Below are 22,065 nucleotides of genomic sequence, written 5' to 3'. Positions count from 1 at the left end.
CATGACAAAAGAAGAAACATTGCAGCTAAAAGGAATTGCCATTCTGATGATGTTATTTCTTCATCTTTTCAACACAACTGCAAATGTAGAACAATGCCATACTTTCATAAACTTCTGGAATGGGAAACCACTCGTATTAGCATTAAGCCGGGTGGCAGCGTTTTGTGTTCCGATATACATATTTCTCAGCGGATACGGACTTGCCATAACTTATAAAAAGAACCGAGGAATAATGCACTCATGGAATAGGATATTCAATCTCTACGTGAATTACTGGATTGTTTTTTTACTGTTCATTCCATTGGCATGCCTCATAAAACCTAAAAGTTATCCCGGAAGTTTAATGGAATTTATCGGTAATTTCGTTGCATTGGATTGCAGCTACAATAGAGAATGGTGGTTTTTCCTCCCTTATGTCCTACTTGTCATTAGCTCAAAATACATTTTCAGATTTCTGCATAAACTAGATATCAAAGCTACTATTATAACTATTACGATAGTATGTATTTTATATTTCACAGCCAATACTGCCGGAAAACAGTTCCGTCCCTATATTCTACAATATCAGCCATTGCAAATTATATTATGGTACATCACTCTTTCATTCACGTTTATCTGCGGAGCCTTATTTGCCCGTTACAATATATTTGAATATTACCGCTCTTATTTTTCCCGATATTACCCTTTAAAAAGAAATCTTTTATTGACCGGCAGCTTATTAACCCTTTGCATACTCAGGATGATGTTAGGACCCAGTATTCTGAATCCACTTTTTGTGATACCTTTTTTAATATGTTATATCTGCATGAAACGAAGCAGGCGCATATGCGGTATATTAGAATTTTGGGGAAGCCACTCTACCAACCTATGGTTAATTCACACCTTCTTTGCTTACTATTTATTTCACGATTTCATCTATGGATTTCGTTATCCCATATTAATATATCCGGTACTGCTTATCGTCTCATTAGGAAGTTCATATATTGTCCGGTTTATACACAATCCTATAAAATCCATAATAAAAAGCAAGCAACCAGAATTAACAAGAACAAGAAACTAACAGAGCTTTTTGAAGAACTCCGGTATCGTAGTATCCGTATAGATAAATCCGTCCGCTACAAGACGGTCGAAAACCGGTGTTCCGATGACACGACCGTATTCTTCCTCCAGTTTTCCTTCCTTGTACAACTCGTAGAAGTAGCGCCAATGCCGTCCGCCGTGTTTGCTGCTGTGTTGCTCCAGTTGCTTGCCGCCATTAATCATTTTCTCCATGAAATGCCGTTTGCCACGTATGTTATAGTGATAAACACGCACATTGCCAAACTCCGAGCGCTTGGGAAACATCGTGACCTTATGATTACCCATAGAAATCTGGAGGTAACAGGTGGTGCGGTGAATTACTTTCTTATTCTGGCGTTCAAACAAAGAATAAAGCGACAGGTCATAAAGTTCCTGGTTATAAACAGGCTTTACCATCTTGTCCCACTGCCAGAAAGGTTTTCCTTCTTCCGGATATACACTTCTCACTTCACAATTCAGCACATTGGCATGCGTGGCAGATAATTCTGTTTTAAGATTACCCGAAGGGGAATACCACAGTTCGTCGGCATCGGCATTAATGACCCAATCCGCCTTATACACAGTTTTAGCTTTCCAAACCATGCGGTCCACCCACTGCTTCTGCTCATAATTGGTGGCCGTCTCTTCAATCAGTTCTTTCACCCACCCCTTCTCTTGATATTTACGGATAATCTCCAAAGTACGGTCTGTGGAATTATTGTCGGTTATAATGAAGCCATCCACTCCCATAGCTTTATGAAAGAGCAGATTTTCCTCCAAAACATCCTCTTCATTCTTCACCAGCAAGGTCATTATCAACCGCGGAGAAGGCGTCAACCGGAAAGCTTTGAAACTTTCGATAAGGGCGAAGCCTGCTTTTTTCAGGAAACATGTACTCATGATGTTCTATGTATTAGTCTATTGCTACTTTTACCCATCCCGCAGGATAGATATTCGGAGTCTCGGAATGTTGGAACCAACGGCAAGGTACAATCACCGTTTTGTCTTCACGGGGATTTAACCAGGCTCCCCACCAACTGAATGTACTGTTACAGATGATGTGATGCTTGCAATGGCTCATCAGCATCATGTCTTGCCAACTATCTTCACCTTTATTCCAGTCAATATACACCGCATTCGGCAACGATAGATTTTCCTTTACCCAGGCAATATCATCCGAAAAGACATAATAAGACGGGGCGGAAACCCTCTTGTTCATTTCCGCTATGGCGTTCCGGTAATAAGGCAATTGGCATACACTTCCGGTAGTAGCCCAGTGTTGCGGTTGCAGATAGTCTCCACGACGAATATGCAGAGATACCGCATTTTCATCTTTGTCCAACCTATCCAGCATATCAAGGCTTTGCTTGTTGGCATTACTTTTGTCAAAGGTAAAAGCCTCCCGCACCTCGTCCCTAATATCCGCAAAAAATCGTTCTGACTGATAAAACCCTTTAAAGTAAAGCAAAGGCCAACAATACTTCTTCTCAAAAGCCTGCAAACTATTAGGGTCTTGCTTCCGTTCATATATTTTTTTGAAGAAAAGAAACTCGATAACTTTCTTCAGAGGCTGGTTAATGCAAAACTCCGTGCGGGGCAGGTTAAATACACGATGCATTTCATATCCGTAATGCACTTTATAATGCATCATATCCGAAAGGTCTATGCGTACTTTAGGATAGCGCTTCTTCATCCGCAGATAAAAAGCGTAAATAAACATCTGATTTCCTAAACCGCCTGTTACTTTTATAAGCCTCATAATAAGACCGTTTATATTTAAAATAGTTTTATTTCATAATTCCCAACCGCTCGTTCACCCCGTCACGATAGGCTTTCCAGAGTTTGGAGATATCGCTCCACCGGTAAGCATCCGTAAAGGGGCAGGTAACCAGAGCCGTCAGGATATATCCCCCCACCCCGATAAAGCCTCTGAGATATTTCACCGCCCAGTTTCGCCCGTAATGATGGCTGAGGTACGTGGAGTTCCTCACTTGGTAGAAACGCTTCCACTTTTTCTTTTTGTTCCGTTCGCTCCAACTGTCATCCGAGAAGAATTTCTCCTTATCCATCAAGGCCGAAGGCACATATATTATCTTGTAGCCTGCCTGCACCGTACGAAGGCAATAATCGGTATCATCACAGAAAATAAACAAATCTTTATTGGGATAACCAATTTTTCCAACCACTTCACGGCGAATAAACGGCCCTTCAAAGGCAGCACCTTGAATTTCCGTAGGAGCGGTAACTTGCTGTTTCGACAGTTTACCCGTATACATGGATGCAAACGGATTTGTCAAGTTATACCCCTGAAACTCATGAGTGAATAACTTACCTTCTTGCAAGCGGCGTGGGGCAAGTATCCCCACATCTTCCCTGTTGGCGCACGTCAACAACTGTTCCAGACAATCGGCGCGCGGAAACACATCGTCATCCATGCACCATATCCAGTCTGCCCCTGCCTGATAGGCATATTGCATACCGGCAAAGAAGCCACCCGAACCACCGACGTTAGCTTGGCTGATAACCACCAATTCCGGTTGAGCCTCCAACCAATCGGCAGTGCCATCCGTACTTCCATTGTTAACTACCACGATAGAAGACACTGGTTTGTTTTGTTGCAGGCACCCGACGGTTCTTTTCAAAAGTTCCAGCCGGTTATAAGTTACGACTACAGCTATAATCTTCATAGTATCCTCAATATATATCTCCCTCGCTCGTCTGGGTACTTCTATAAGCCACCATCAAGTCCAAGCATTCCTTAACATCGAAACCTCGAACCTTGGCATATTCCTCTGCTATCCAACGGTGCATCTGCGGAGTTGCCGGCAAGCGCATAAAGTTCTTACATCCCGCTTTGATGCCGATAGAACCGATATACATCCGGTTCAGGTCTACTATTTCGAGCTTAACGCCTTCGGGTGTCTTACAGAACAGAATATTTTCGCGTCCATAATCCTTATGCGCATATCCATGTTCATGAAGAATGCCGGTAGTTCGTCCCACTGCCCGCGACACCTCTTCCTCACAATCAAACTTCTCATAAAATAAATCAGCGTAAACATGCGTACACTCCGATTGACAGCTCACATAGTAGCTTTCATCGAACAAGCCCCCCCTACGAATATTCAAATACCCCACCGGCTGGGGAGTCCCCACACCCATCGCCAAAAATCTTTCGGCATACTCATAGGAGCGTTGAGCCTTTGATGCGCGAAAAATGCCATACACCAATCGGTTAAGAAAGTTAGGACGCTGAAAAGACTTGACTACAAATTGCCTGCCTTTATACTCCATCCTCCGCAGTTCATTACGTTTTTTATGGATGACGACCCCTTCTTCTCTCTGGAAACGTTCGGGAAGTGAAACTACAAACTCCCTCATGTCTTCAAAGTCAGGATGAAGCATCAAAGCATGGGGATGGGAGATAATATTCTTTCTTTTCTTTACACTACTCATAACCGGTCAGATTTTATCTAATCCCTTCGTATATTTCAACCAATAGTATTTCAACGGATTTTTATACTTCAACTGTTTCCAGGGACGGCTGCCATGCGGGCGATGCCACACCGGCAAGGTAGTAAACAGATAATTCTTGAAACCCTCTTTCAATGATTGATGGGAGATAGTAACATCATGCCAGTTCTTTTCCGGGTCCAGTTGGTGAAAGTCAAACGTTTTCAGGAAGTTCAAAGCTAGCAGAGAACAGCAAAAGCTACAATGCTTCTTCTCCGGGAATACCTGGTTTTCGCGACCTTTGGCAAACAGATAGGGATAATTGATATCTCCCTTCTCGTCCACAGTGACGGCAGCGGCAATACCGCAATCTTCTCTTTGGAGTGCTCCGTCGAACAAAGACTGCAAGGTGTTTTTCTTCACTATCACATCCGATTCAACGATAATCAGTCCTGCCTCTTCCCGGATGGCACGTTGCTGGGCCATCTGCAACACAAGCAGATAATTAGGGGAAGGATGGTCGGTGATATCCGAAAGATTTACCAGTTCAAATCCCAATTTCGCAGAAGCCTCCTGCAACCGGGCAGTACTTTCTTCCGTACTGAAATCATTATAAATAGTATATACAAAAGGAACGTTTAGGTCAGATGCCATAATGGCTTCCGCAGCCTGCAATGTCAACTCTATAGAGTCCTTCACGGGGGTGATGATATGAACACACTTCATACTGTTTGGGGCGTTTTATCCTCGTTTAATAAACTGTATCATTACTATAAGTTGACAAAACTATGCAATATTTCGCACACAACCAAACAGTTCGCTATTTTATTCCTTTTCAGCTTTCCGTTTCACGGTATATTTTTATTTAGAATAGTTATCTACCGTCTCAAATAAACAACTATATTTGTAATGAATATCAGAATTAATCAACATTGATTTTATGTCATAGATAAATCATTCTAATTATCACTATATGTTAAACTTTAAATGACAAGACAAGATGAAATCCATTTTTAAAAAATTAATTTTAGCAACTTTTTTGCTAGCCGCTATTTGCATTCAGAATGCGAAAGCACAAAGTACCGTCTATTTCTTTATAGACTTTCGTTTTTGGCATTCCGAATACGTGTTCAATGTAAACGGAGAGAAAGGTTTTACCCTTAATCCGGAAGGCAAACCAACCTATAAGGGGGCAGAAACGAAGCTGTATAACATGTGCGCCCGTAAGATAACCTTCGAGCATCCTGACAGCTATGTCATATCTGTAGATTGTCCCAGCAAAGGCGGTGTGTACCACGCAGAACTGAACCTTAACTTGGAAGACGGCGAAACCTATTATGTATTGTGCAACGCCAACCTCAAGAAGCCGTTCTTCATGGAGAATATCGCAGAAAAGGAAGGGCTAAAATTACTTAAGAAGGCACAAAAAAGTGACAAATACACTATCAATGAAGACTTTGTTTATAAAGGAAAGTAGAGCCGTACTTCTGGCACTCTTCCTATCCGTCGTCTGTATTCCGGTCAGTGCCCAAGACATTGCAACCATACTTTTCGGCGAGGGCAACAAGACCGACTACATCGGGCAATATAACTATAACGGCAAACGTAAAAATGGATTTGGCATAGAACGCCAAAAAAGCGGAGCCGTATATGTAGGCGATTTCTCAGAAGACAAGATAAGTGGCCGGGGCATGCTCATCGCTAATGTAAAAGGTATCCCTAATGTATCCGGTGCAGTTGTGTATGTTGGCAATTGGCGCGACGGGAAAAAAAGCGGCAAAGGCTCTTGTTACAGTTCTGACGGAAGTTTGGTTTATGAAGGGCGTTTTGAGAACGATAAGCCTGCCAGTGAAACTATTTCATCATCAGCATCATCCTCGCAACGCTTTTGCATGACAGAATTCGATAACAATCTCTATTTAGGAGAGACCACCGGAGGTACTCCTGATGGTTTCGGTCTGACCGTGGAAGACGATGGCGACATTATCTATGGTATCATGCGAAACGGTATCCGCCAAGGTATTGGCATGATATTCCATGCGCTTGATGTGTGGGAAGTAGGTAAATGGACTGATGGACAGTTTCGCTCTTTCAACAGCTCACAAGTCGCCAGTTCCAACCTTGAAGCATTCCGGGCTGACAACAAGGCATGGAAAAAGGAAGTACGCGGCATGTTGACTGAAGCCGCATTCAACTTTGCACAAGCCGGGGTAACAGCAGCGACGATAGCACACGATGCAAGCCAAAAAGATGCCCCGGAAAACATTGGAGGTAAAGTTGATGAAGACAATATCGCCTCCGGCAAGAGTTTGAGCTATTATCAGACATTGTATAACAAATGGGAATTGAAAGCCAAAAATACTTTTGAAGATCGGGTTCGTCACAAAGTCACCGCAAATACCGCAGGTGATGGACGTGTAGCTAATTCTGATGCCAAATTACTTCGTCAATACCAGAAAAGCATGAGAAGCGTTCGCCTCGCCGCACAAAAAGAAGGATTTAGCATACCGCAATCAAAATATGAAATAGCTTCATTTTGATAATAAAGAAGTTATAGGCCGATAGTCTTGAAAAAAACAACATTCAAAACTATCGGCTTAACTCCATAGCTTATTCCTTTTCTGCTTTCCGTTTCACGGTATGTTTTACCTTCAGCAGGGCAAGATTTAACTCTATAGCCGTTTCCGAATCTGTTGCCTGAAGATTGTTATCCAATAAATCAGAAAACAATTCACCACTCTTTTGCAATAAAGATTTTTGTTGCTCCTCAGAAGCATCCGGCAAGCTATTCATAACACGAGATAACTATCGCAATTTAGCAAAGGTCTCAATAATGGCAAATGTAGCTTCTGTGGCACGAGGGCTCTTTAAGATAGTGGCAATCATATAAAGTCCTTTTTCGGTAAACGCTTTCGGCAATACTCTTGACTTAGAGAGATTAGTGGTGGAATTTTTCCACCGCAAACCTTTTAACTCACTATCGTTCAGCTCCATAATATACCCCTTAGGAAATTTATTCGGGTTATTTTTAACTGACTTATTAATATCACGTGTTTCTACCCCATACAAAGCAGCCACATCCCTATCCTAAAGAACTTTTTGCCCACGAAGCACAATTATTTTATCTTCCACTTCTTCAAAGCCCATAAGTACATTTTTCATAATATCTTAATTTATGTAACGAACCATCTACAATGATATACATTATTGTACCGGCATCCCCTATTCTCATAATTTATTTTTAACTTTGCCTACAATTAACGGTAAATGAAATGAAAGTCATTGTCGACAACAAAATACCTTTTATAAAGGAAGCTATCGAGCAGATAACAGATGAAGTGGTTTATCTACCCGGAGGTGATTTCACTCCCGCATTGGTAAAAGATGCGGATGTACTTATAATCCGCACCCGCACTCATTGTAACCGCGAACTGCTGGAAGGCAGCAAAGTAAAGTTCATTGCTACTGCTACCATCGGTTTCGATCATATCGATACGGAATATTGCCGGGAAGCCGGAATTACCTGGAAGAATGCTCCCGGATGTAATTCCGCATCGGTAGCCCAATACCTGCAATCTTCCCTGATACTGTTGCAGCAACTGAAAGGAGTAAAACTTTCCGAAGCCACCATCGGAATTATCGGAGTAGGAAATGTAGGCAGTAAAATTGCTAAAGTCGCCCAAGAATTCGGCATGCGCGTATTGCTGAATGACCTTCCCCGCGAAGATAAAGAAGGAGGAAAAGACTTCTCCTCCCTCCAAACGCTTGCCGAAGTATGCGATATACTGACTTTCCACGTACCTTTATATAAGGAAGAAAAATACAAAACGTTCCATTTGGCAGATAATGCCTTCTTCCAATCATTGAGACGAAAGCCAGTCATTATCAATACCTCCCGTGGAGAAGTCATAGAAACAAATGCACTATTGGAAGCTTTGGCTACAGGAATTATCTCGGATGCCATCATTGACGTCTGGGAAAACGAGCCAAACATCAACCTCACCTTATTAAATAAGGTATTCCTTGGAACCCCGCATATTGCAGGATACTCAGCAGACGGCAAGGCAAACGCTACACGAATGTCTCTCGATGCACTTTGCCGTCATTTCAATCTGCAAGCCGATTACCGCATCATACCACCAGAACCCGAACAAGCACAGCTCACAACATCCTCTATGGAGGAAGCCTATTTAAAAATGTACGACCCTCGCCGGGACAGTGAAGCCCTGAAGGCCCATCCTGAATTATTTGAAAAGTTACGGGGAGATTATCCCCTGAGAAGGGAGAAAAACGCTTACACTATTTTGTGCCCCTAAACTTTGTTTTCTCACTATATCAGTTCTGCAATGACTTGCGGATAATATTCATACTCCAGCGCATGTACTTTTTCCGCTACCTGTTCTGCTGTTTCACCCGGCCAAATAGGACATTTATACTGCCTGATAATCTTTCCTTCATCAAAATGTTCATTTATATAATGTATAGTAATACCACTTTCTTTCTCACCGGCAGCTACCACCGCCTCGTGTACACGATTACCATACATTCCCTTTCCGCCAAACTTAGGCAGTAAAGAAGGATGAATATTTATAATTTTATTGGGATAAGCATGCAAGATACAATCCGGTACACGTGCCAGAAAACCTGCCAACACTATAAAATCAATCTTTCTATCTCTTAGAAGAGCCAACACAGACATACCTTCTTTCCACTCCTCTTTAGGTATATAAACCGACGGAACATTCAGACAACGTGCACGTTCCATCACAAAAGCGGTTTCCCGGTTAGTTAAAACCAGTCCTATATGAACCGATTCGCTATCTTGAAAGTAGCGAATGATATTTTCGGCATTCGTGCCATTACCGGAAGCTAAAACAGCAATGTTCTTACTCATAAACCCTCCAATCTCTGCACAAAACCGTGAAAAATGTGCAAAAAGGTACATTTAATTCATCAAATATTTGCGAGGAACGATAAATATTTATTCCTTTGCACCGCAAATTTAAAGAAATAAAACTAATTATTAATTAAAAACTTAAAGTTATGTCTGAAATTGCATCAAGAGTGAAAGCGATTATTGTCGACAAATTAGGCGTTGAAGAATCAGAAGTTACTGAAACAGCTAGCTTCACTAACGATTTAGGAGCTGATTCTCTTGACACTGTAGAACTTATCATGGAATTCGAAAAAGAATTCGGCATTTCTATTCCTGATGATCAAGCTGAAAAGATTGGTACTGTACAGGATGCTGTATCTTACATCGAAGAACACGCTAAGTAATCTTAATCCATTCATTTCTTAGTATGGAATTAAAAAGAGTTGTAGTAACAGGTCTTGGCGCTATTACTCCCATTGGCAACACAGTACCCGAATTTTGGGAAAATCTCGTGAATGGGGTTAGTGGAGCAGGGCCTATTACTCATTTCGACGCATCACTTTTCAAGACCCAGTTTGCATGCGAAGTGAAAGGCTTCGATGCTAATCAATATATAGACCGTAAAGAGGCTCGTAAGATGGATTTATACACTCAGTATGCCATCGGTGTAGCCAAGCAAGCGGTAGAAGATTCTGGTCTTGATGTCGAAAATGAGGATTTGAACAAGATTGGTGTCATTTTTGGCGCCGGTATTGGTGGAATTCGTACATTTGAAGAAGAAGCAGGTAACTATGCCCTCAATAAAGAAAATGGTCCTAAGTTCAATCCGTTCTTCATCCCCAAAATGATTTCGGATATTGCAGCCGGACAAATTTCAATCTTGTACGGTTTTCATGGTCCTAACTATGCGACTTGTTCTGCATGTGCCACATCTACAAATGCTATTGCCGATGCATTTAACCTCATCCGTCTGGGTAAGGCCAATGCCATTGTAAGCGGTGGTTCAGAAGCAGCTATTGCTGCCTGTGGTGTAGGTGGTTTCAATGCTATGCACGCTTTATCTACTCGTAATGAATCTCCAGAAACTGCATCCCGTCCGTTTAGCGCAAGCCGTGATGGATTTATCATGGGTGAGGGTGGTGGTTGTTTAGTTCTCGAAGAATTGGAGCATGCCAAAGCTCGCGGTGCAAAGATTTATGCAGAACTTGCTGGCGTAGGTATGTCTGCTGATGCTTATCATCTGACAGCTTCTCATCCTGAAGGTTTGGGAGCTAAGTTAGTAATGGAAAATGCATTGGAAGATGCAGAAATGAAACCCGAAGAAATTGATTATATCAATGTTCACGGTACATCTACTCCGGTTGGTGATATTTCTGAAGCAAAAGCGATCAAGGAAGTATTTGGAGAGCATGCATATAAATTGAATATCAGTTCAACGAAATCGATGACAGGCCATTTGCTGGGCGCTGCCGGTGCAGTAGAAGCCATTGCAAGTATACTTGCCATCAAGAACGGTATTGTTCCTCCAACCATCAATCACGCAGAAGGAGATAATGACGAAAACATCGACTATGACCTGAACTTTACGTTCAACAAAGCGCAAAAACGTGAAGTAAACGCAGCCCTTTCCAACACTTTCGGATTCGGTGGTCATAATGCATGTGTTATTTTCAAGAAATACGAAGAATAATACGGTCGTGTTACGTAACCAAATAGACAAGATAAGACTCTTATTCCGTAAGGATAGAGAGTCTTATCTTTGTTTTTATAAGATACTTGGTTTTTTCCCTCGCAATATTCGTTTTTACCATCAGGCTTTATTACACAAATCAACTTCTCTCCGCTCCGACCAAGGACGTCCGATAAACAATGAACGCTTAGAGTTTTTAGGTGATGCCATTCTCGACGCTATCGTGGGAGATATTGTCTACCGTCATTTTGAGGGCCGTCGTGAAGGTTTTCTTACCAACACCCGTTCCAAAATTGTACAACGGGAAACATTGAACAAGCTGGCGGTAGAAATTGGATTGGACAAACTGGTGAAATACTCCAGTCGCTCCTCCTCGCACAATAGCTATATGTATGGCAACGCTTTCGAGGCATTCATCGGCGCTATTTATCTGGACCAAGGTTACGACCGTTGTAAGCAGTTCATGGAGGAAAAGATTTTCAAGCATTACATCGACCTCGACAAGATGTCGCGCAAAGAGGTCAACTTCAAGTCCAAGCTCATCGAATGGAGCCAGAAGAACAAGATGGAGGTATCCTTTGAATTGATTGAGCAATTTCTTGACGAAGATTACAATCCGATGTTCCACACCGAAATCCGTATAGAAGGCATCTCCGCCGGTACAGGAAGAGGATACTCCAAGAAAGAGTCACAACAAAACGCCGCCCAAATGGCATTGAAGAAGATTAAAAGTGATGCTACTTTCAAAGAAAATATTGAAGCGGCTAAAATACAAAATCATACAGAAATTACAGAAAAAGAGACTCCTACTACAGAAGACATGATCATCATAGAAGAAACTTCTTGCGGCTCAGGACAAGGTATAACTTTATCCGAAACAAATTCCCATCCTGCGCCCCTGAACGACTAAATCGTGTTCTTCGGTCACTAATTTCAGCTTTCCGGCAATTTCCTCCAGAGGAGCAGAAGATATATCATCCCCCTTCAGCGTCACCATACGTCCGAATTGTCCGGTTGCTATCAGTTCCGTAGCATGACCGCCCATACGGGTAGAAAGATTTCTATCAAAAGGTGTAGGCGAACCACCACGCTGAATATACCCAAGTACGGTTTCACGGGTTTCAATGCCCGTTTCATACTCTATCTCCTGTGCAATATATTCGGCGGCACGTTTCCGGCCATCTGTCAGAATACCTTCGGCAACTACCACAATAGAGTATGGTTTACCCTTCTTCAAGCGGTTCAGAATAGTATCACCAATATTATGAACATTATAAGGAAGTTCAGGGATTAAAATCACATCACCACCGCCTGCCATACCTGAATAAAGAGCAATCCATCCCGCTTTATGTCCCATCACCTCAATCACCATCACACGCTTGTGCGAACTGGCAGTAGAATGCAGACGGTCAATAGCATCTGTGGCAATACTGACAGCCGAATCAAAGCCGAAAGAAAAATCCGTACCCCAAATATCATTATCTATCGTCTTGGGTACAGATACAATGTTCAACCCCATAGCGGCCAACTTAGCAGCAGTCTTCTGCGTACCATTGCCACCGATACAGACAACACAATCCAAACCCAACTCTTTTACATTCTGCTCTATCAAAGCCGGTTTGTTGACATCCGACATCACACCGTTCTTTTTAAACGGTTTCTCACGCGAAGTCCCTAGCATAGTTCCACCCAAATTCAACAATCCTGATAAAGATTTATCGGTAAACGACTCTACATCTTTTGTCAATAGCCCTTGAAAACCACTATGGATGCCGATTACCTCCATTCCATAATGATTAATAGCAGTCTTGCATACCCCACGAATAGTAGCATTGATACCGGGACAATCTCCCCCTGAAGTCAAAATACCGATTCTCATAAATTTAATGTGCTAATGTGATTAATATGTTAATGTGCTAATAGGCTGCGCAATGAATCCGTTTCGTCATTGGCACATTGGCATATCGCTACATTAGCACACTATCTCCCCGTAAAGATAGAAAAAAAAGAGAAAAAAGATAGAGAAGCCGATAAATAAGATTAATTTTGCGATTTAAAATAAGATTTCAATAAGAACGATGAATATAACAAAGTTTCTGAATAAAGTATACTTCGCTCCTCGCCTGAAAGAAATCGAACAGTATACCGACCATGCAGGAGAATTACAAGAAGGTGTATTGCGACGTCTAATCCGTATGGCTAGCAACACTGAATGGGGAAAGAAATACGACTATGCTTCTATCCGCACTTATGAAGATTTAAAAAATCGTCTCCCTATACAAACTTACGAGGAAATAAAGCCATATGTAACCCGTCTGCGTGCAGGCGAGCAAAATTTACTTTGGCCCTCAACTATACGCTGGTTTGCAAAATCTTCGGGAACCACCAATGATAAAAGTAAATTCCTGCCCGTAAGCAAAGAGTCATTGCAAGACACGCACTATCAGGGTGGAAAAGATGCTGTCGCCATCTATCTGGGGCAAAACCCTGAAAGCCGGTTTTTCTCAGGGAAAGGTCTCATTTTGGGAGGTAGCCACAGCCCTAATCTTAACTCCAACCATAGTCTCGTAGGAGATCTGTCGGCAATTCTGATAGAGAACATCAACCCGCTGGTAAATTTCATACGGGTACCGAGTAAACAGATTGCCCTCATGGATAAATTTGAACCCAAGATAGAAGCTATTGCCAATAATACCTTGCATGCCAATGTCACCAACCTCTCCGGTGTACCGTCATGGATGTTGGTACTCATCAAGCATATACTCAAGAAGAACGGGAAACAGACATTGGAAGAAATATGGCCTAATCTTGAAGTATTTTTCCACGGTGGTGTAGCTTTCACTCCCTATCGTGAGCAATACAAGCAAATCATCAAAAGTTCCAAGATGCATTATGTAGAAACATACAACGCATCCGAAGGTTATTTCGGTACCCAAAGCGACCCAAACGACCTCTCCATGCTGTTGATGATTGATTATGGTATCTTCTATGAATTTATCCCATTGGAAGATGTAGGTAAAGAAAATCCCCGTATCTGCCGTCTCGAAGAGGTTGAGTTGAATAAAAATTATGCGATGGTTATATCCACCTCTGCCGGCCTATGGAGATATATGATTGGAGATACCGTAAAATTCACAAATAATCATCCTTACAAATTCGTTATTACAGGACGTACCAAACATTTCATTAATGCCTTCGGTGAAGAATTGATCGTAGATAATGCAGAGAAAGGTTTGGCTAAGGCATGTACCGCCACCGGAGCACAGATTGTAGACTACTCCGCCGCTCCTGTCTTTATGGACGAACATGCCAAGTGTCGCCACCAATGGTTAATAGAGTTCGCACAGATGCCGGACAACCTGGATAAATTTGCCGAGATATTAGACGATACTCTAAAAGAAGTCAATTCTGACTACGAAGCCAAACGCCAGAATAATCTTGCTCTGCAACCACTGGAAATAGTTGTGGCACGCAAAAACTTATTCCATGATTGGTTGAATAATAAAGGAAAGCTCGGTGGGCAACACAAAATTCCACGTCTTAGCAATACCCGTGAATATATCGAGGAAATGTTGAAGCTGAATAAAGTAAATTAGTCATTCTGATATAATAACGGAAAAAGGTGTATCTCGTAATAAGACACACCTTTTTCATTGATCAGACTAACTTGTTAGGTTTATACTTAATTGAGTTAGAGTCTAGAAACACACATGAATGAGTTATTTATCTTTCTTCATTTCAAATTTAACGAGAGACACCGGAAATTTATCAAAAGGTTCATCATCCACCGTTACCTCATCGGCCTTTATTTCAAACTTATAGTTCTTTGACGACAGTTCATAACTTCCCTTTTGCGTTGCAGATACTTTAACCTTCACTGCAATAGCAGCATCTTCACTGAGCGGCACTGTAAGTTCCATTGGTTTAGGATCGTATGTCATATAAATACTATCTTTCGCTTCACTCAGCATAGCTTCGTAACCTATTTTATATTTTACTTCACCAATAGCTTCTACAATATCATCAACCTGATCTTCAGGCACCAATGTGGCAACCAAATCCCTGATGGGAAAGTTATTAAAGTATACCGTATCATTTTTTACAGTAGCAGCAACACTGGTAGCTTCAGGTATTTCATCTGCCAAAACCTGTTCAGGTTCAAGAGAAAAAATTTGCATTGTACCCGTAAATTCTCCCCAAGCATTTTTAGTATTAGGCTCAATAGGAATGTTGTTGTCATCATCGTCACAAGAAACAAAGCCGAAGGAACATCCAAGTACCATTAGTGATACAAATAGTTGGTTTAGTTTAAAATTCTTTTCCATTTTAGTTTTTTCGTTTAGTTAAGTTAGTCTTCTTTTAAGAAATAGTCATTAAAGAGATATACTGCTTCAACAACTGTTAATAAGCATAAATCGAAAAGAATATACCCTACATCAAATTATGATGCCACCCCCCAATAACAAACCATTTTCATCGTAAAAAGCAGCTGCCTGTCCGGGAGCTATTGCTTCTAAAGCTTCTAATAATGTGACCAATAAATATCCGTCAGAAGTCAATGTAACCCTACAATGATTGGCCTGCTTGCGATAACGTATCTTCACTATGATTTTTTCTGAGTTGAAAACTTTTTCCTCATCCACCAAATTCCAATCTTTTAACCACATCTCATTTCTATACAAAGAAGCGAGTGGGGCAAGTACTACCTCATTTTCCTTCCTCCTGATTTCTTTTACAAATACGGCACTGTTCAGTTGAAGCCCCAAGCCACGCCGTTGCCCTACTGTATAGAAAGGATACCCTTCGTGCCAACCTAAAAAATTACCCTTCTCATCTACAAATCTCCCTCGTCCCCTCAATTGGAGAGCAGGCACTTCGCGCCTCAGAAAAGAACGATAATCGAGCGGACAGAAGCACACACCTATACTGTCTTTCTTTGTTGCCACCCGTTCAAAGCCCCGTACAGCAGCATAAGTACGCGCATCACCCTTAGTAAGTTCTCCCATGGGCAAAAGCATACGTTGCAGAATATCCTGTTTCAGCCCCCACAGAAAAAAACTCTGATCTTTATCCTTATCTATCGCCGGAGCAATATAATACTTGCCTTCCAACAAAACCTTACGTACATAGTGTCCCGTAGAAATCCAAAAAATTCCCTTTTCATCGGCAAGTTTCATCAAAAGCGGCCATTTCAACTCATTATTACAAAGAGTACAGGGAACAGGAGTATGCCCCATCATATACTCATCCACAAAATAACGGATGACACATGAACGAAAAACATCCCGGGCATCGTATATAATGTGTTCTATCCCCAACTTTACAGCCAAAGTACGTGCATCCTCCAAATACTCCGTGCCACCAGTTTCATAAAAACGGAAAGTTACACCAGTCACTTCATAACCTGCCTCCTGCAACTTCATAGCAGCCACAGAACTATCTGTACCACCACTCATACCTAATAATACACGATTGTTAGAGTTCATGGGTACAAAAATAACAAAGGAAGAAGCAATCCACAAGCTTTAAAGCATATAACCTTTTTTATCAGAATAAATAAGCACATATAATGAATATTTTAAACGGTTTATCTTTTTTTTACAAGGATTTGATATAAAAGTTAAAGTCATTATAATATTATTTAAAGGATTTGATATGGAAGTTAAAGTTCTCATCCATATTATCCATTAGCTTTACCTCCGGATTATTTTTCGAAAAATATCATAATTTAAATGTTTAACTATTTATCTTAAAAGAGTATGAAAAACGACACATCATTTTCGTTACGTCACCAAGTGAATCGACAATTATGTCGAGGGGTGATGGTAACGATTTTGTCCATTGCATCATCTCCGCTGTTAGCTAATAGCTTCCCGAGTACAGGTATACAGGAAGTTGCAGTTAACCATGCGGTAACACAACAAAAAGTTAAAATAACGGGGAAAGTCATTGATACCGTAGGAGAACCGTTGCCAGGTGCAGCCGTTGTCATCCAAGGTACTCCACAGGGGGTTACTACTGATATCGACGGAAATTTCTCTATAGAAGTAAATCCCAATGCCATTTTAGAGATTTCTTATTTAGGAATGGAAACAAAAGCCGTTTCCGCAAGTGTAATACGTCGTGATAAGGTCATACAGCTCAAAGAACAAGCAGATGAACTGGAAGAAGTAACTGTCGTTGCATTTGCCAAACAAAAGAAAGAGAGTGTTCTTGCTTCCGTATCAGCAGTAAAACCCGCAGAATTAAAGGCTCCTACATCCAATCTCACCACAGCTTTAGCCGGACGCGTAGCAGGCTTAATTTCTTATCAACGTAGTGGTGAACCCGGTATGGATAATGCTGATTTCTTCATCCGTGGCGTTACAACTTTTGGTTATGCAAAAGGTCCGCTTATATTAATGGATGGTCTGGAAATTACTTCCTCCGATTTATCTCGCTTACAACCGGATGATATTGCAAGCTTTTCTATCATGAAAGATGCTACAGCTACGGCTTTATATGGTGCCCGCGGAGCAAACGGGGTCATTTTAGTTACTACCAAAGAAGGTAAGGAAGGTAGGGCCAAAATAGAATTTCGCATTGAAAACTCTATCTCATCTCCAACAAGTAAAGTAGATTTAGCCGATCCTATTACCTATATGGAACTCCGTAACGAAGCTTTCCGTACACGTAATCCATTGGGAGGTGTTCCTTATTCTCAAGAAAAAATAGCCAATACCATTGCCGGAACCAATCCTTATATGTATCCGGCAACAGATTGGTATAGCATGATGATGAAAGACGTTGTAGCCAATCAACGCTATAATCTGAACCTAAGTGGTGGTGGATCGGTAGCACGTTATTATGTGGCTGCTACTTTTAATCAAGATCATGGTTTGATGAAAGTAGATAAAAGAAATAATTTCAATAACAATATTAACGTAAAACGCTATTCCATTCGTTCGAATGTAAATATCAACGTAACTAAAACTACTAAAATGGTAGTACGTCTCTACACAACCATTGAGGATCAAACTGGTCCCATTGATGGTGGTACAACTTTATACAATAAAATCATGCAAACTTCCCCGGTGGAATTCCCGGCCTACTATCCGCAGACCCAATCTACGGCGCATGTTCAACATATAATGTTCGGTAATACCTATGCAGAAGGTACTTCGCTTTATATTAATCCTTATGCCGACATGGTAAAAGGATATAAAGATAAAAGTGCTTCAAAAATCCTGGCACAATTCGAACTAAGCCAAGACTTAAAATTCATCACCAAAGGACTGAAAGCCAGAGCATTGTTTAGTACTACCCGTGATGCTTCTTTCGATGTATCACGTTATTACGAACCTTTCTACTATATGGCAGGAAACTATAATCCGGTAGATGACTCATATGTCTTATCCGAGCTGAATCCTGATAAAGGAACCGAATACCTGGGATATAATGAAGGCGGGAAAAATATTACGACTAATACATATATGGAAGCCGCCGTAAACTACGATCGTACTTTCAATGAGAAACATGCAGTAAGTGGAATGTTAATCTTCACCCTGCAAAACAGATTGAATGCAAATGCCTCTTCTCTGCAATTATCACTGCCCTACCGCAATATGGGACTTTCCGGACGTTTCACCTATGCCTACGACAGCCGCTATTTCCTGGAAGCCAACTTCGGTTATAACGGTTCCGAACGCTTTGCTGATAACGAACGTTTTGGTTTCTTCCCGTCTGTCGGTCTAGGTTACGTCATGTCCAATGAGAAATTCTATAATGGATGGATTAAAAAATTGCTCCCCAACCTGAAGTGGAAAGCTACCTATGGTCTGGTCGGAAATGATGCTATCGGTAGCAATGATGACCGCTTCTTCTATTTGTCTGAAGTAGGAATGAACGAAAGTGGTTACGGATATACTTTCGGTACGGAGTTCAATACTTCCAAAAACGGTATTGCCATTAAACGTTATGCCAATCCCTACATCACATGGGAAATTGCCAAGAAACTGAATGTAGGAGCCGAATTCAACCTTTTGAATGCAGTAGACATACAAATGGATTATTTCCATGAGAAACGTACCAACATCCTGCAAACCCGTTCCGGTGTTCCTTCAACCATGGGACTTCAAGCCGATGTACGTGCCAATGTTGGTGAGGCCGAAAGTTCCGGTTTCGATATGTCGGCCGACTACAATTACTCTTTCAACAAGGATTTCTGGATGCAAGGACGCTTCAATTTCACCTATGCCACCAGCAAAGTAATCAAATATGAAGAGAATGATTATTCCAAAACCCCGTGGCGTTCAAGAGTAGGACATTCTATCAGCCAGAGATGGGGATATGTAGCAGAACGTTTGTTTGTTGACGAGCAAGACATCGCTAACTCACCTGCTCAGTTCGGTGATTATATGGCTGGTGATATCAAATATAAGGATATCAACAACGACGGCATCATCTCAGACGCTGACCAAGTACCAATAGGCTTCCCTACCGATCCGGAAATAGTATATGGTTTCGGACTCTCGGCTGGATACAAAGGACTGGATGTCTCTTGTTTCTTCCAAGGTCTGGCCCGTGAATCCTTTTGGCTGAATGTAGGTAACAAGAAAGGAACAACCCATCCATTTATCGACGACACCGACTTAAGCGGTCTGGGACAAAATCAATTGTTACAAGCATACGCTGACAACCACTGGAGTGAGAATAACCGGAACCTGTATGCGCTGTGGCCACGTTTAAGCAACACTGTCATTTCAAACAACAACCGTACCAGCACCTGGTTCATGCAAGACGGTTCATTCCTACGCCTGAAGTCCGTAGAAGTAGGATACTCATTTCCACAAAAGTTAATAAAGAAAATGTTCATGTCCAAGCTGAGAATTTATTATAGTGGAAGTAACCTTTTATCCTTCAGCAAATTTGACTTATGGGATCCGGAAATGGCAGGTAACGGTTTAGGATATCCTATACAAAGAGTTCATAATATCGGTATCCAAGTAGGATTTTAAAAACAATTAGATTATCATGAAAAAAAGAAACTATATCATTGCCTTGATGTTGGCTGCAACCTCACTCAATTCATGTGATTATCTGGACGTAGTACCTGATAACGTAGCAACCATCGAATATGCTTTCCGTAACAGAATAGAAGCGGAGAAATATCTGTATACATGCTATTCTTTCTTACCCAACTGGGTAAATGTCGACAACAATCCGGGATTAAATCTTGGTGAGGAGGTCTGGAATGCATATGAGATATTACGGGAAAGCAGATATTATGCCACGAATGTGGGAAACAATATTTCCTCACCTAATTATAATTATTGGGATGGAGCCAATGGAGGAAAGAAACTGTTCGATGCCCTTCGTTGTTGTAACATATTCCTCGAAAACCTGGATTTGGTGAAAGACATCGATACCGGTCTGCGGTCACAATGGGCTGCTGAGGTAAAGTTCCTGAAAGCCTATTATCATTGGTATCTGGCCGAGTTATACGGTCCCATTCCTCTGATAAAGGAAAACTTGCCTATCGATGCTTCGGAAAAAGAAATGCAGATATATCGCGAACCTTTTGAAGATGTAGTGGATTACATCGTCCAGTTAATCGATGAAGCCAAAGATGAACTACCTCCGAGAACTGAAAATCCCATTTCCGATGCCGGACGCATCAATGGTGCGATAGCTTATGCCATGAAAGCCAAGATTTTGGTAACCGCTGCCAGTCCGTTGTTCAACGGTAATGCCGACTATACCAACTTTAAAGACAACAGGGGCGTACAACTGATTAATCCTGAATACGACCCACAAAAATGGGAAAGAGCACGCCAAGCTTGTAAAGAAGCTGTGGAATTCTGTGACATCACATTGAATGGTCCCGGTGAAAGATCACTTTATACCATCAATGACTATGCAGCTCCATCCGCCATGTCTTTCGAAACCCGCCAGATGAATGCTTTGAACAAAGTAATGACCGCCAAATGGAACAATGAGTTGATCTGGGGTGACAGCCGCAATGACAATAATAGTCTTGTACGTAATATTTTGATAACCATCAATCAAGGTTACTTCCGTACAGCCGGGGCCAATTCACAACACGGACCGACACTTCGTACGGTAGAAAACTATTATACTAAAAACGGTTTGCCTATTGATGAGGATGAAACTTGGGACTATAACAACCGTTATGATATCACCACCATTCCCCAAAGCCACTACCGCTATGCCGTAGTCGGTGAACGTACCGCCAAGTTACACCTAGATCGTGAACCGCGTTTTTATGCCAATGTAGGTTTCAACCGGGGCTTGTTCTATCTGTCCGGTATAGACGGACTGACTTCTGACGAAATGAAACAGCACAAGATATTCAGTTATGCAGGCGAAGATGCCGGTAAAAACGGTATCATCAACTATTCGGGAACAGGATATTTCGACAAGAAATTCATTTCCATCGATTGTAGCGTTACTACCTCCGGTTCTTGGAAGAACGACCGTTTCCCCTTCCCTATCATACGTCTGGGCGACCTTTATCTGCTCTATGCCGAAGCCATCAACGAATGCCTGCCTAATGATAACGCGACTTCTGATGACCTTTCTATCGAGTATGTAGATAAAATTCGTAAACGTGCCGGTCTCAAAGGAATCAAAGAAACCTGGGATACTTATGCCCGTCCTCAATACAAAAGCAAATACAAAACCAAAGGAGGCATGCGTGAAATTATTCGCAGGGAACGTCTGATAGAATTAGCGTTTGAAGGAAAATCATATTATGACAAACGCCGTTGGAAGCTATTGACGACTTTCATGAACGAACCTGTCAAAGGTTGGAACACAGAAGGCGTGACAGCCGAAGAATACTACATCGTAACAACCATGTTCAAACCGAAATTCGGTTCTAAGGATTATCTGTTCCCCATTCAGGAATCGACACTCTTGGCCAACCCGAACCTGGTACAAAATCCGGGATGGTAATAAATGTTATACGTAAACAAAAACATATATA

The 22,065-nt window shown here is 41.6% G+C and carries 19 protein-coding genes and 1 pseudogene; 10 read left to right on the top strand and 10 right to left on the bottom strand.

Features of this window, described 5'->3' with window-relative positions:
* The first annotated feature begins 1 nt into the window (after nucleotide 1).
* Entirely contained in the window at nucleotides 2-1,060 is a 1,059-nt protein-coding gene (locus DXC10_RS16675; RefSeq protein WP_101542164.1) for an acyltransferase, read from the top strand.
* On the opposite strand, the gene DXC10_RS02515 is transcribed toward DXC10_RS16675, so the two are convergent.
* The 5 genes from DXC10_RS02515 to DXC10_RS02495 are packed head-to-tail and all read right to left on the bottom strand — an operon-like array spanning nucleotide 1,057 to nucleotide 5,238.
* On the bottom strand, nucleotides 1,057-1,959 hold the full coding sequence (locus tag DXC10_RS02515; protein WP_370448196.1) for a glycosyltransferase family 2 protein: 903 nt from the start codon (nucleotides 1,957-1,959) through the stop codon (nucleotides 1,057-1,059). The two genes, DXC10_RS16675 and DXC10_RS02515, sit on opposite strands and share 4 nt — an antisense overlap.
* Before the next feature lie 13 nt (nucleotides 1,960-1,972).
* Complete coding sequence (locus DXC10_RS02510; protein WP_101542163.1) at nucleotides 1,973-2,818, bottom strand: alpha-1,2-fucosyltransferase; 846 nt, start codon at nucleotides 2,816-2,818, stop codon at nucleotides 1,973-1,975.
* A gap of 28 nt (nucleotides 2,819-2,846) precedes the next feature.
* Nucleotides 2,847-3,746, bottom strand: coding sequence for a glycosyltransferase family 2 protein (locus DXC10_RS02505; protein ID WP_117737284.1), 900 nt, complete (start codon nucleotides 3,744-3,746; stop codon nucleotides 2,847-2,849).
* A 7-nt stretch (nucleotides 3,747-3,753) separates the two neighbouring features.
* Nucleotides 3,754-4,515, bottom strand: a complete 762-nt coding sequence (locus tag DXC10_RS02500) for a lipopolysaccharide kinase InaA family protein (protein ID WP_117737283.1) — start codon at nucleotides 4,513-4,515, stop codon at nucleotides 3,754-3,756.
* 6 nt (nucleotides 4,516-4,521) lie between these two features.
* Entirely contained in the window at nucleotides 4,522-5,238 is a 717-nt protein-coding gene (locus DXC10_RS02495; protein ID WP_101542160.1) for a family 2 glycosyl transferase, read from the bottom strand.
* Nucleotides 5,239-5,512: 274 nt separating this feature from the next.
* Between DXC10_RS02495 and DXC10_RS02490 the strand changes: the two genes are divergently transcribed.
* The gene (locus DXC10_RS02490) at nucleotides 5,513-5,989 is read left to right on the top strand and encodes a hypothetical protein (protein WP_101542159.1); all 477 of its coding nucleotides are present in this window, start codon (nucleotides 5,513-5,515) and stop codon (nucleotides 5,987-5,989) included.
* On the top strand, nucleotides 5,961-7,052 hold the full coding sequence (locus tag DXC10_RS02485; RefSeq protein WP_101542158.1) for a hypothetical protein: 1,092 nt from the start codon (nucleotides 5,961-5,963) through the stop codon (nucleotides 7,050-7,052). Before DXC10_RS02490 ends, DXC10_RS02485 begins: the two co-directional genes overlap by 29 nt.
* A gap of 70 nt (nucleotides 7,053-7,122) precedes the next feature.
* Here DXC10_RS02485 and DXC10_RS02480 read toward each other — a convergent pair.
* Nucleotides 7,123-7,674: pseudogene (locus DXC10_RS02480) on the bottom strand (ORF6N domain-containing protein).
* Between the two features lie 110 nt (nucleotides 7,675-7,784).
* On the opposite strand from DXC10_RS02480, the gene pdxB reads away from it, so the two are divergent.
* On the top strand, nucleotides 7,785-8,828 hold the full coding sequence (pdxB, locus tag DXC10_RS02475; protein ID WP_117737282.1) for a 4-phosphoerythronate dehydrogenase PdxB: 1,044 nt from the start codon (nucleotides 7,785-7,787) through the stop codon (nucleotides 8,826-8,828).
* A 14-nt stretch (nucleotides 8,829-8,842) separates the two neighbouring features.
* Here the strand turns inward: pdxB and DXC10_RS02470 are convergent, their stop codons facing one another.
* Nucleotides 8,843-9,457, bottom strand: coding sequence for a phosphoribosylglycinamide formyltransferase (locus tag DXC10_RS02470; RefSeq protein WP_101542156.1), 615 nt, complete (start codon nucleotides 9,455-9,457; stop codon nucleotides 8,843-8,845).
* 98 nt (nucleotides 9,458-9,555) lie between these two features.
* Between DXC10_RS02470 and DXC10_RS02465 the strand changes: the two genes are divergently transcribed.
* The 3 genes from DXC10_RS02465 to rnc are packed head-to-tail and all read left to right on the top strand — an operon-like array spanning nucleotide 9,556 to nucleotide 11,988.
* Nucleotides 9,556-9,792, top strand: coding sequence for an acyl carrier protein (locus DXC10_RS02465; RefSeq protein ID WP_101542155.1), 237 nt, complete (start codon nucleotides 9,556-9,558; stop codon nucleotides 9,790-9,792).
* 23 nt (nucleotides 9,793-9,815) lie between these two features.
* Nucleotides 9,816-11,078: a beta-ketoacyl-ACP synthase II gene (gene fabF, locus DXC10_RS02460; RefSeq protein WP_101542154.1), complete on the top strand. Its 1,263-nt coding sequence runs from the start codon at nucleotides 9,816-9,818 to the stop codon at nucleotides 11,076-11,078.
* A gap of 7 nt (nucleotides 11,079-11,085) precedes the next feature.
* Complete coding sequence (gene rnc / locus DXC10_RS02455; protein ID WP_101542432.1) at nucleotides 11,086-11,988, top strand: ribonuclease III; 903 nt, start codon at nucleotides 11,086-11,088, stop codon at nucleotides 11,986-11,988.
* On the opposite strand, the gene DXC10_RS02450 is transcribed toward rnc, so the two are convergent.
* Nucleotides 11,947-12,957: an ATP-dependent 6-phosphofructokinase gene (locus DXC10_RS02450; RefSeq protein WP_101542153.1), complete on the bottom strand. Its 1,011-nt coding sequence runs from the start codon at nucleotides 12,955-12,957 to the stop codon at nucleotides 11,947-11,949. The two genes, rnc and DXC10_RS02450, sit on opposite strands and share 42 nt — an antisense overlap.
* Before the next feature lie 199 nt (nucleotides 12,958-13,156).
* Here DXC10_RS02450 and DXC10_RS02440 point away from each other — a divergent pair, with 199 nt between their 5' ends.
* Entirely contained in the window at nucleotides 13,157-14,674 is a 1,518-nt protein-coding gene (locus DXC10_RS02440; RefSeq protein WP_117737281.1) for a GH3 auxin-responsive promoter family protein, read from the top strand.
* A gap of 123 nt (nucleotides 14,675-14,797) precedes the next feature.
* On the opposite strand, the gene DXC10_RS02435 is transcribed toward DXC10_RS02440, so the two are convergent.
* Together DXC10_RS02435 and mnmA are read right to left on the bottom strand one after the other, a co-directional pair.
* Nucleotides 14,798-15,403: a DUF4840 domain-containing protein gene (locus tag DXC10_RS02435; protein WP_101542151.1), complete on the bottom strand. Its 606-nt coding sequence runs from the start codon at nucleotides 15,401-15,403 to the stop codon at nucleotides 14,798-14,800.
* Nucleotides 15,404-15,514: 111 nt separating this feature from the next.
* Nucleotides 15,515-16,564, bottom strand: coding sequence for a tRNA 2-thiouridine(34) synthase MnmA (gene mnmA / locus DXC10_RS02430; protein WP_101542150.1), 1,050 nt, complete (start codon nucleotides 16,562-16,564; stop codon nucleotides 15,515-15,517).
* Nucleotides 16,565-16,900: 336 nt separating this feature from the next.
* Here mnmA and DXC10_RS02425 point away from each other — a divergent pair, with 336 nt between their 5' ends.
* Nucleotides 16,901-20,074: a TonB-dependent receptor gene (locus DXC10_RS02425; protein WP_101542149.1), complete on the top strand. Its 3,174-nt coding sequence runs from the start codon at nucleotides 16,901-16,903 to the stop codon at nucleotides 20,072-20,074.
* A gap of 16 nt (nucleotides 20,075-20,090) precedes the next feature.
* On the top strand, nucleotides 20,091-22,034 hold the full coding sequence (locus tag DXC10_RS02420; protein ID WP_101542148.1) for a RagB/SusD family nutrient uptake outer membrane protein: 1,944 nt from the start codon (nucleotides 20,091-20,093) through the stop codon (nucleotides 22,032-22,034).
* Nucleotides 22,035-22,065: the final 31 nt, after the last annotated feature.

The sequence above is a fragment of the Bacteroides sp. OM08-11 genome, from assembly GCF_003438665.1.
Taxonomy (GTDB): domain Bacteria; phylum Bacteroidota; class Bacteroidia; order Bacteroidales; family Bacteroidaceae; genus Bacteroides; species Bacteroides cutis.
The sequence above is the reverse complement of the archived record's forward strand: the minus strand, read 5'-3'. Positions and strand labels throughout refer to the sequence as shown.

Bases quoted from the DNA above. Each gene is read 5' to 3' on its own strand.
- DXC10_RS16675 (WP_101542164.1), top strand. From the start codon at position 2: ATGACAAAAGAAGAAACATTGCAGCTAAAAGGAATTGCCATTCTGATG.
- DXC10_RS02515 (WP_370448196.1), bottom strand. From the start codon at position 1,959: ATGAGTACATGTTTCCTGAAAAAAGCAGGCTTCGCCCTTATCGAAAGT.
- DXC10_RS02510 (WP_101542163.1), bottom strand. From the start codon at position 2,818: ATGAGGCTTATAAAAGTAACAGGCGGTTTAGGAAATCAGATGTTTATT.
- DXC10_RS02505 (WP_117737284.1), bottom strand. From the start codon at position 3,746: ATGAAGATTATAGCTGTAGTCGTAACTTATAACCGGCTGGAACTTTTG.
- DXC10_RS02500 (WP_117737283.1), bottom strand. From the start codon at position 4,515: ATGAGTAGTGTAAAGAAAAGAAAGAATATTATCTCCCATCCCCATGCT.
- DXC10_RS02495 (WP_101542160.1), bottom strand. From the start codon at position 5,238: ATGAAGTGTGTTCATATCATCACCCCCGTGAAGGACTCTATAGAGTTG.
- DXC10_RS02490 (WP_101542159.1), top strand. From the start codon at position 5,513: ATGAAATCCATTTTTAAAAAATTAATTTTAGCAACTTTTTTGCTAGCC.
- DXC10_RS02485 (WP_101542158.1), top strand. From the start codon at position 5,961: ATGAAGACTTTGTTTATAAAGGAAAGTAGAGCCGTACTTCTGGCACTC.
- pdxB (WP_117737282.1), top strand. From the start codon at position 7,785: ATGAAAGTCATTGTCGACAACAAAATACCTTTTATAAAGGAAGCTATC.
- DXC10_RS02470 (WP_101542156.1), bottom strand. From the start codon at position 9,457: ATGTACCTTTTTGCACATTTTTCACGGTTTTGTGCAGAGATTGGAGGG.
- DXC10_RS02465 (WP_101542155.1), top strand. From the start codon at position 9,556: ATGTCTGAAATTGCATCAAGAGTGAAAGCGATTATTGTCGACAAATTA.
- fabF (WP_101542154.1), top strand. From the start codon at position 9,816: ATGGAATTAAAAAGAGTTGTAGTAACAGGTCTTGGCGCTATTACTCCC.
- DXC10_RS02450 (WP_101542153.1), bottom strand. From the start codon at position 12,957: ATGAGAATCGGTATTTTGACTTCAGGGGGAGATTGTCCCGGTATCAAT.
- DXC10_RS02440 (WP_117737281.1), top strand. From the start codon at position 13,157: ATGAATATAACAAAGTTTCTGAATAAAGTATACTTCGCTCCTCGCCTG.
- DXC10_RS02435 (WP_101542151.1), bottom strand. From the start codon at position 15,403: ATGGAAAAGAATTTTAAACTAAACCAACTATTTGTATCACTAATGGTA.
- mnmA (WP_101542150.1), bottom strand. From the start codon at position 16,564: ATGAACTCTAACAATCGTGTATTATTAGGTATGAGTGGTGGTACAGAT.
- DXC10_RS02425 (WP_101542149.1), top strand. From the start codon at position 16,901: ATGGTAACGATTTTGTCCATTGCATCATCTCCGCTGTTAGCTAATAGC.
- DXC10_RS02420 (WP_101542148.1), top strand. From the start codon at position 20,091: ATGAAAAAAAGAAACTATATCATTGCCTTGATGTTGGCTGCAACCTCA.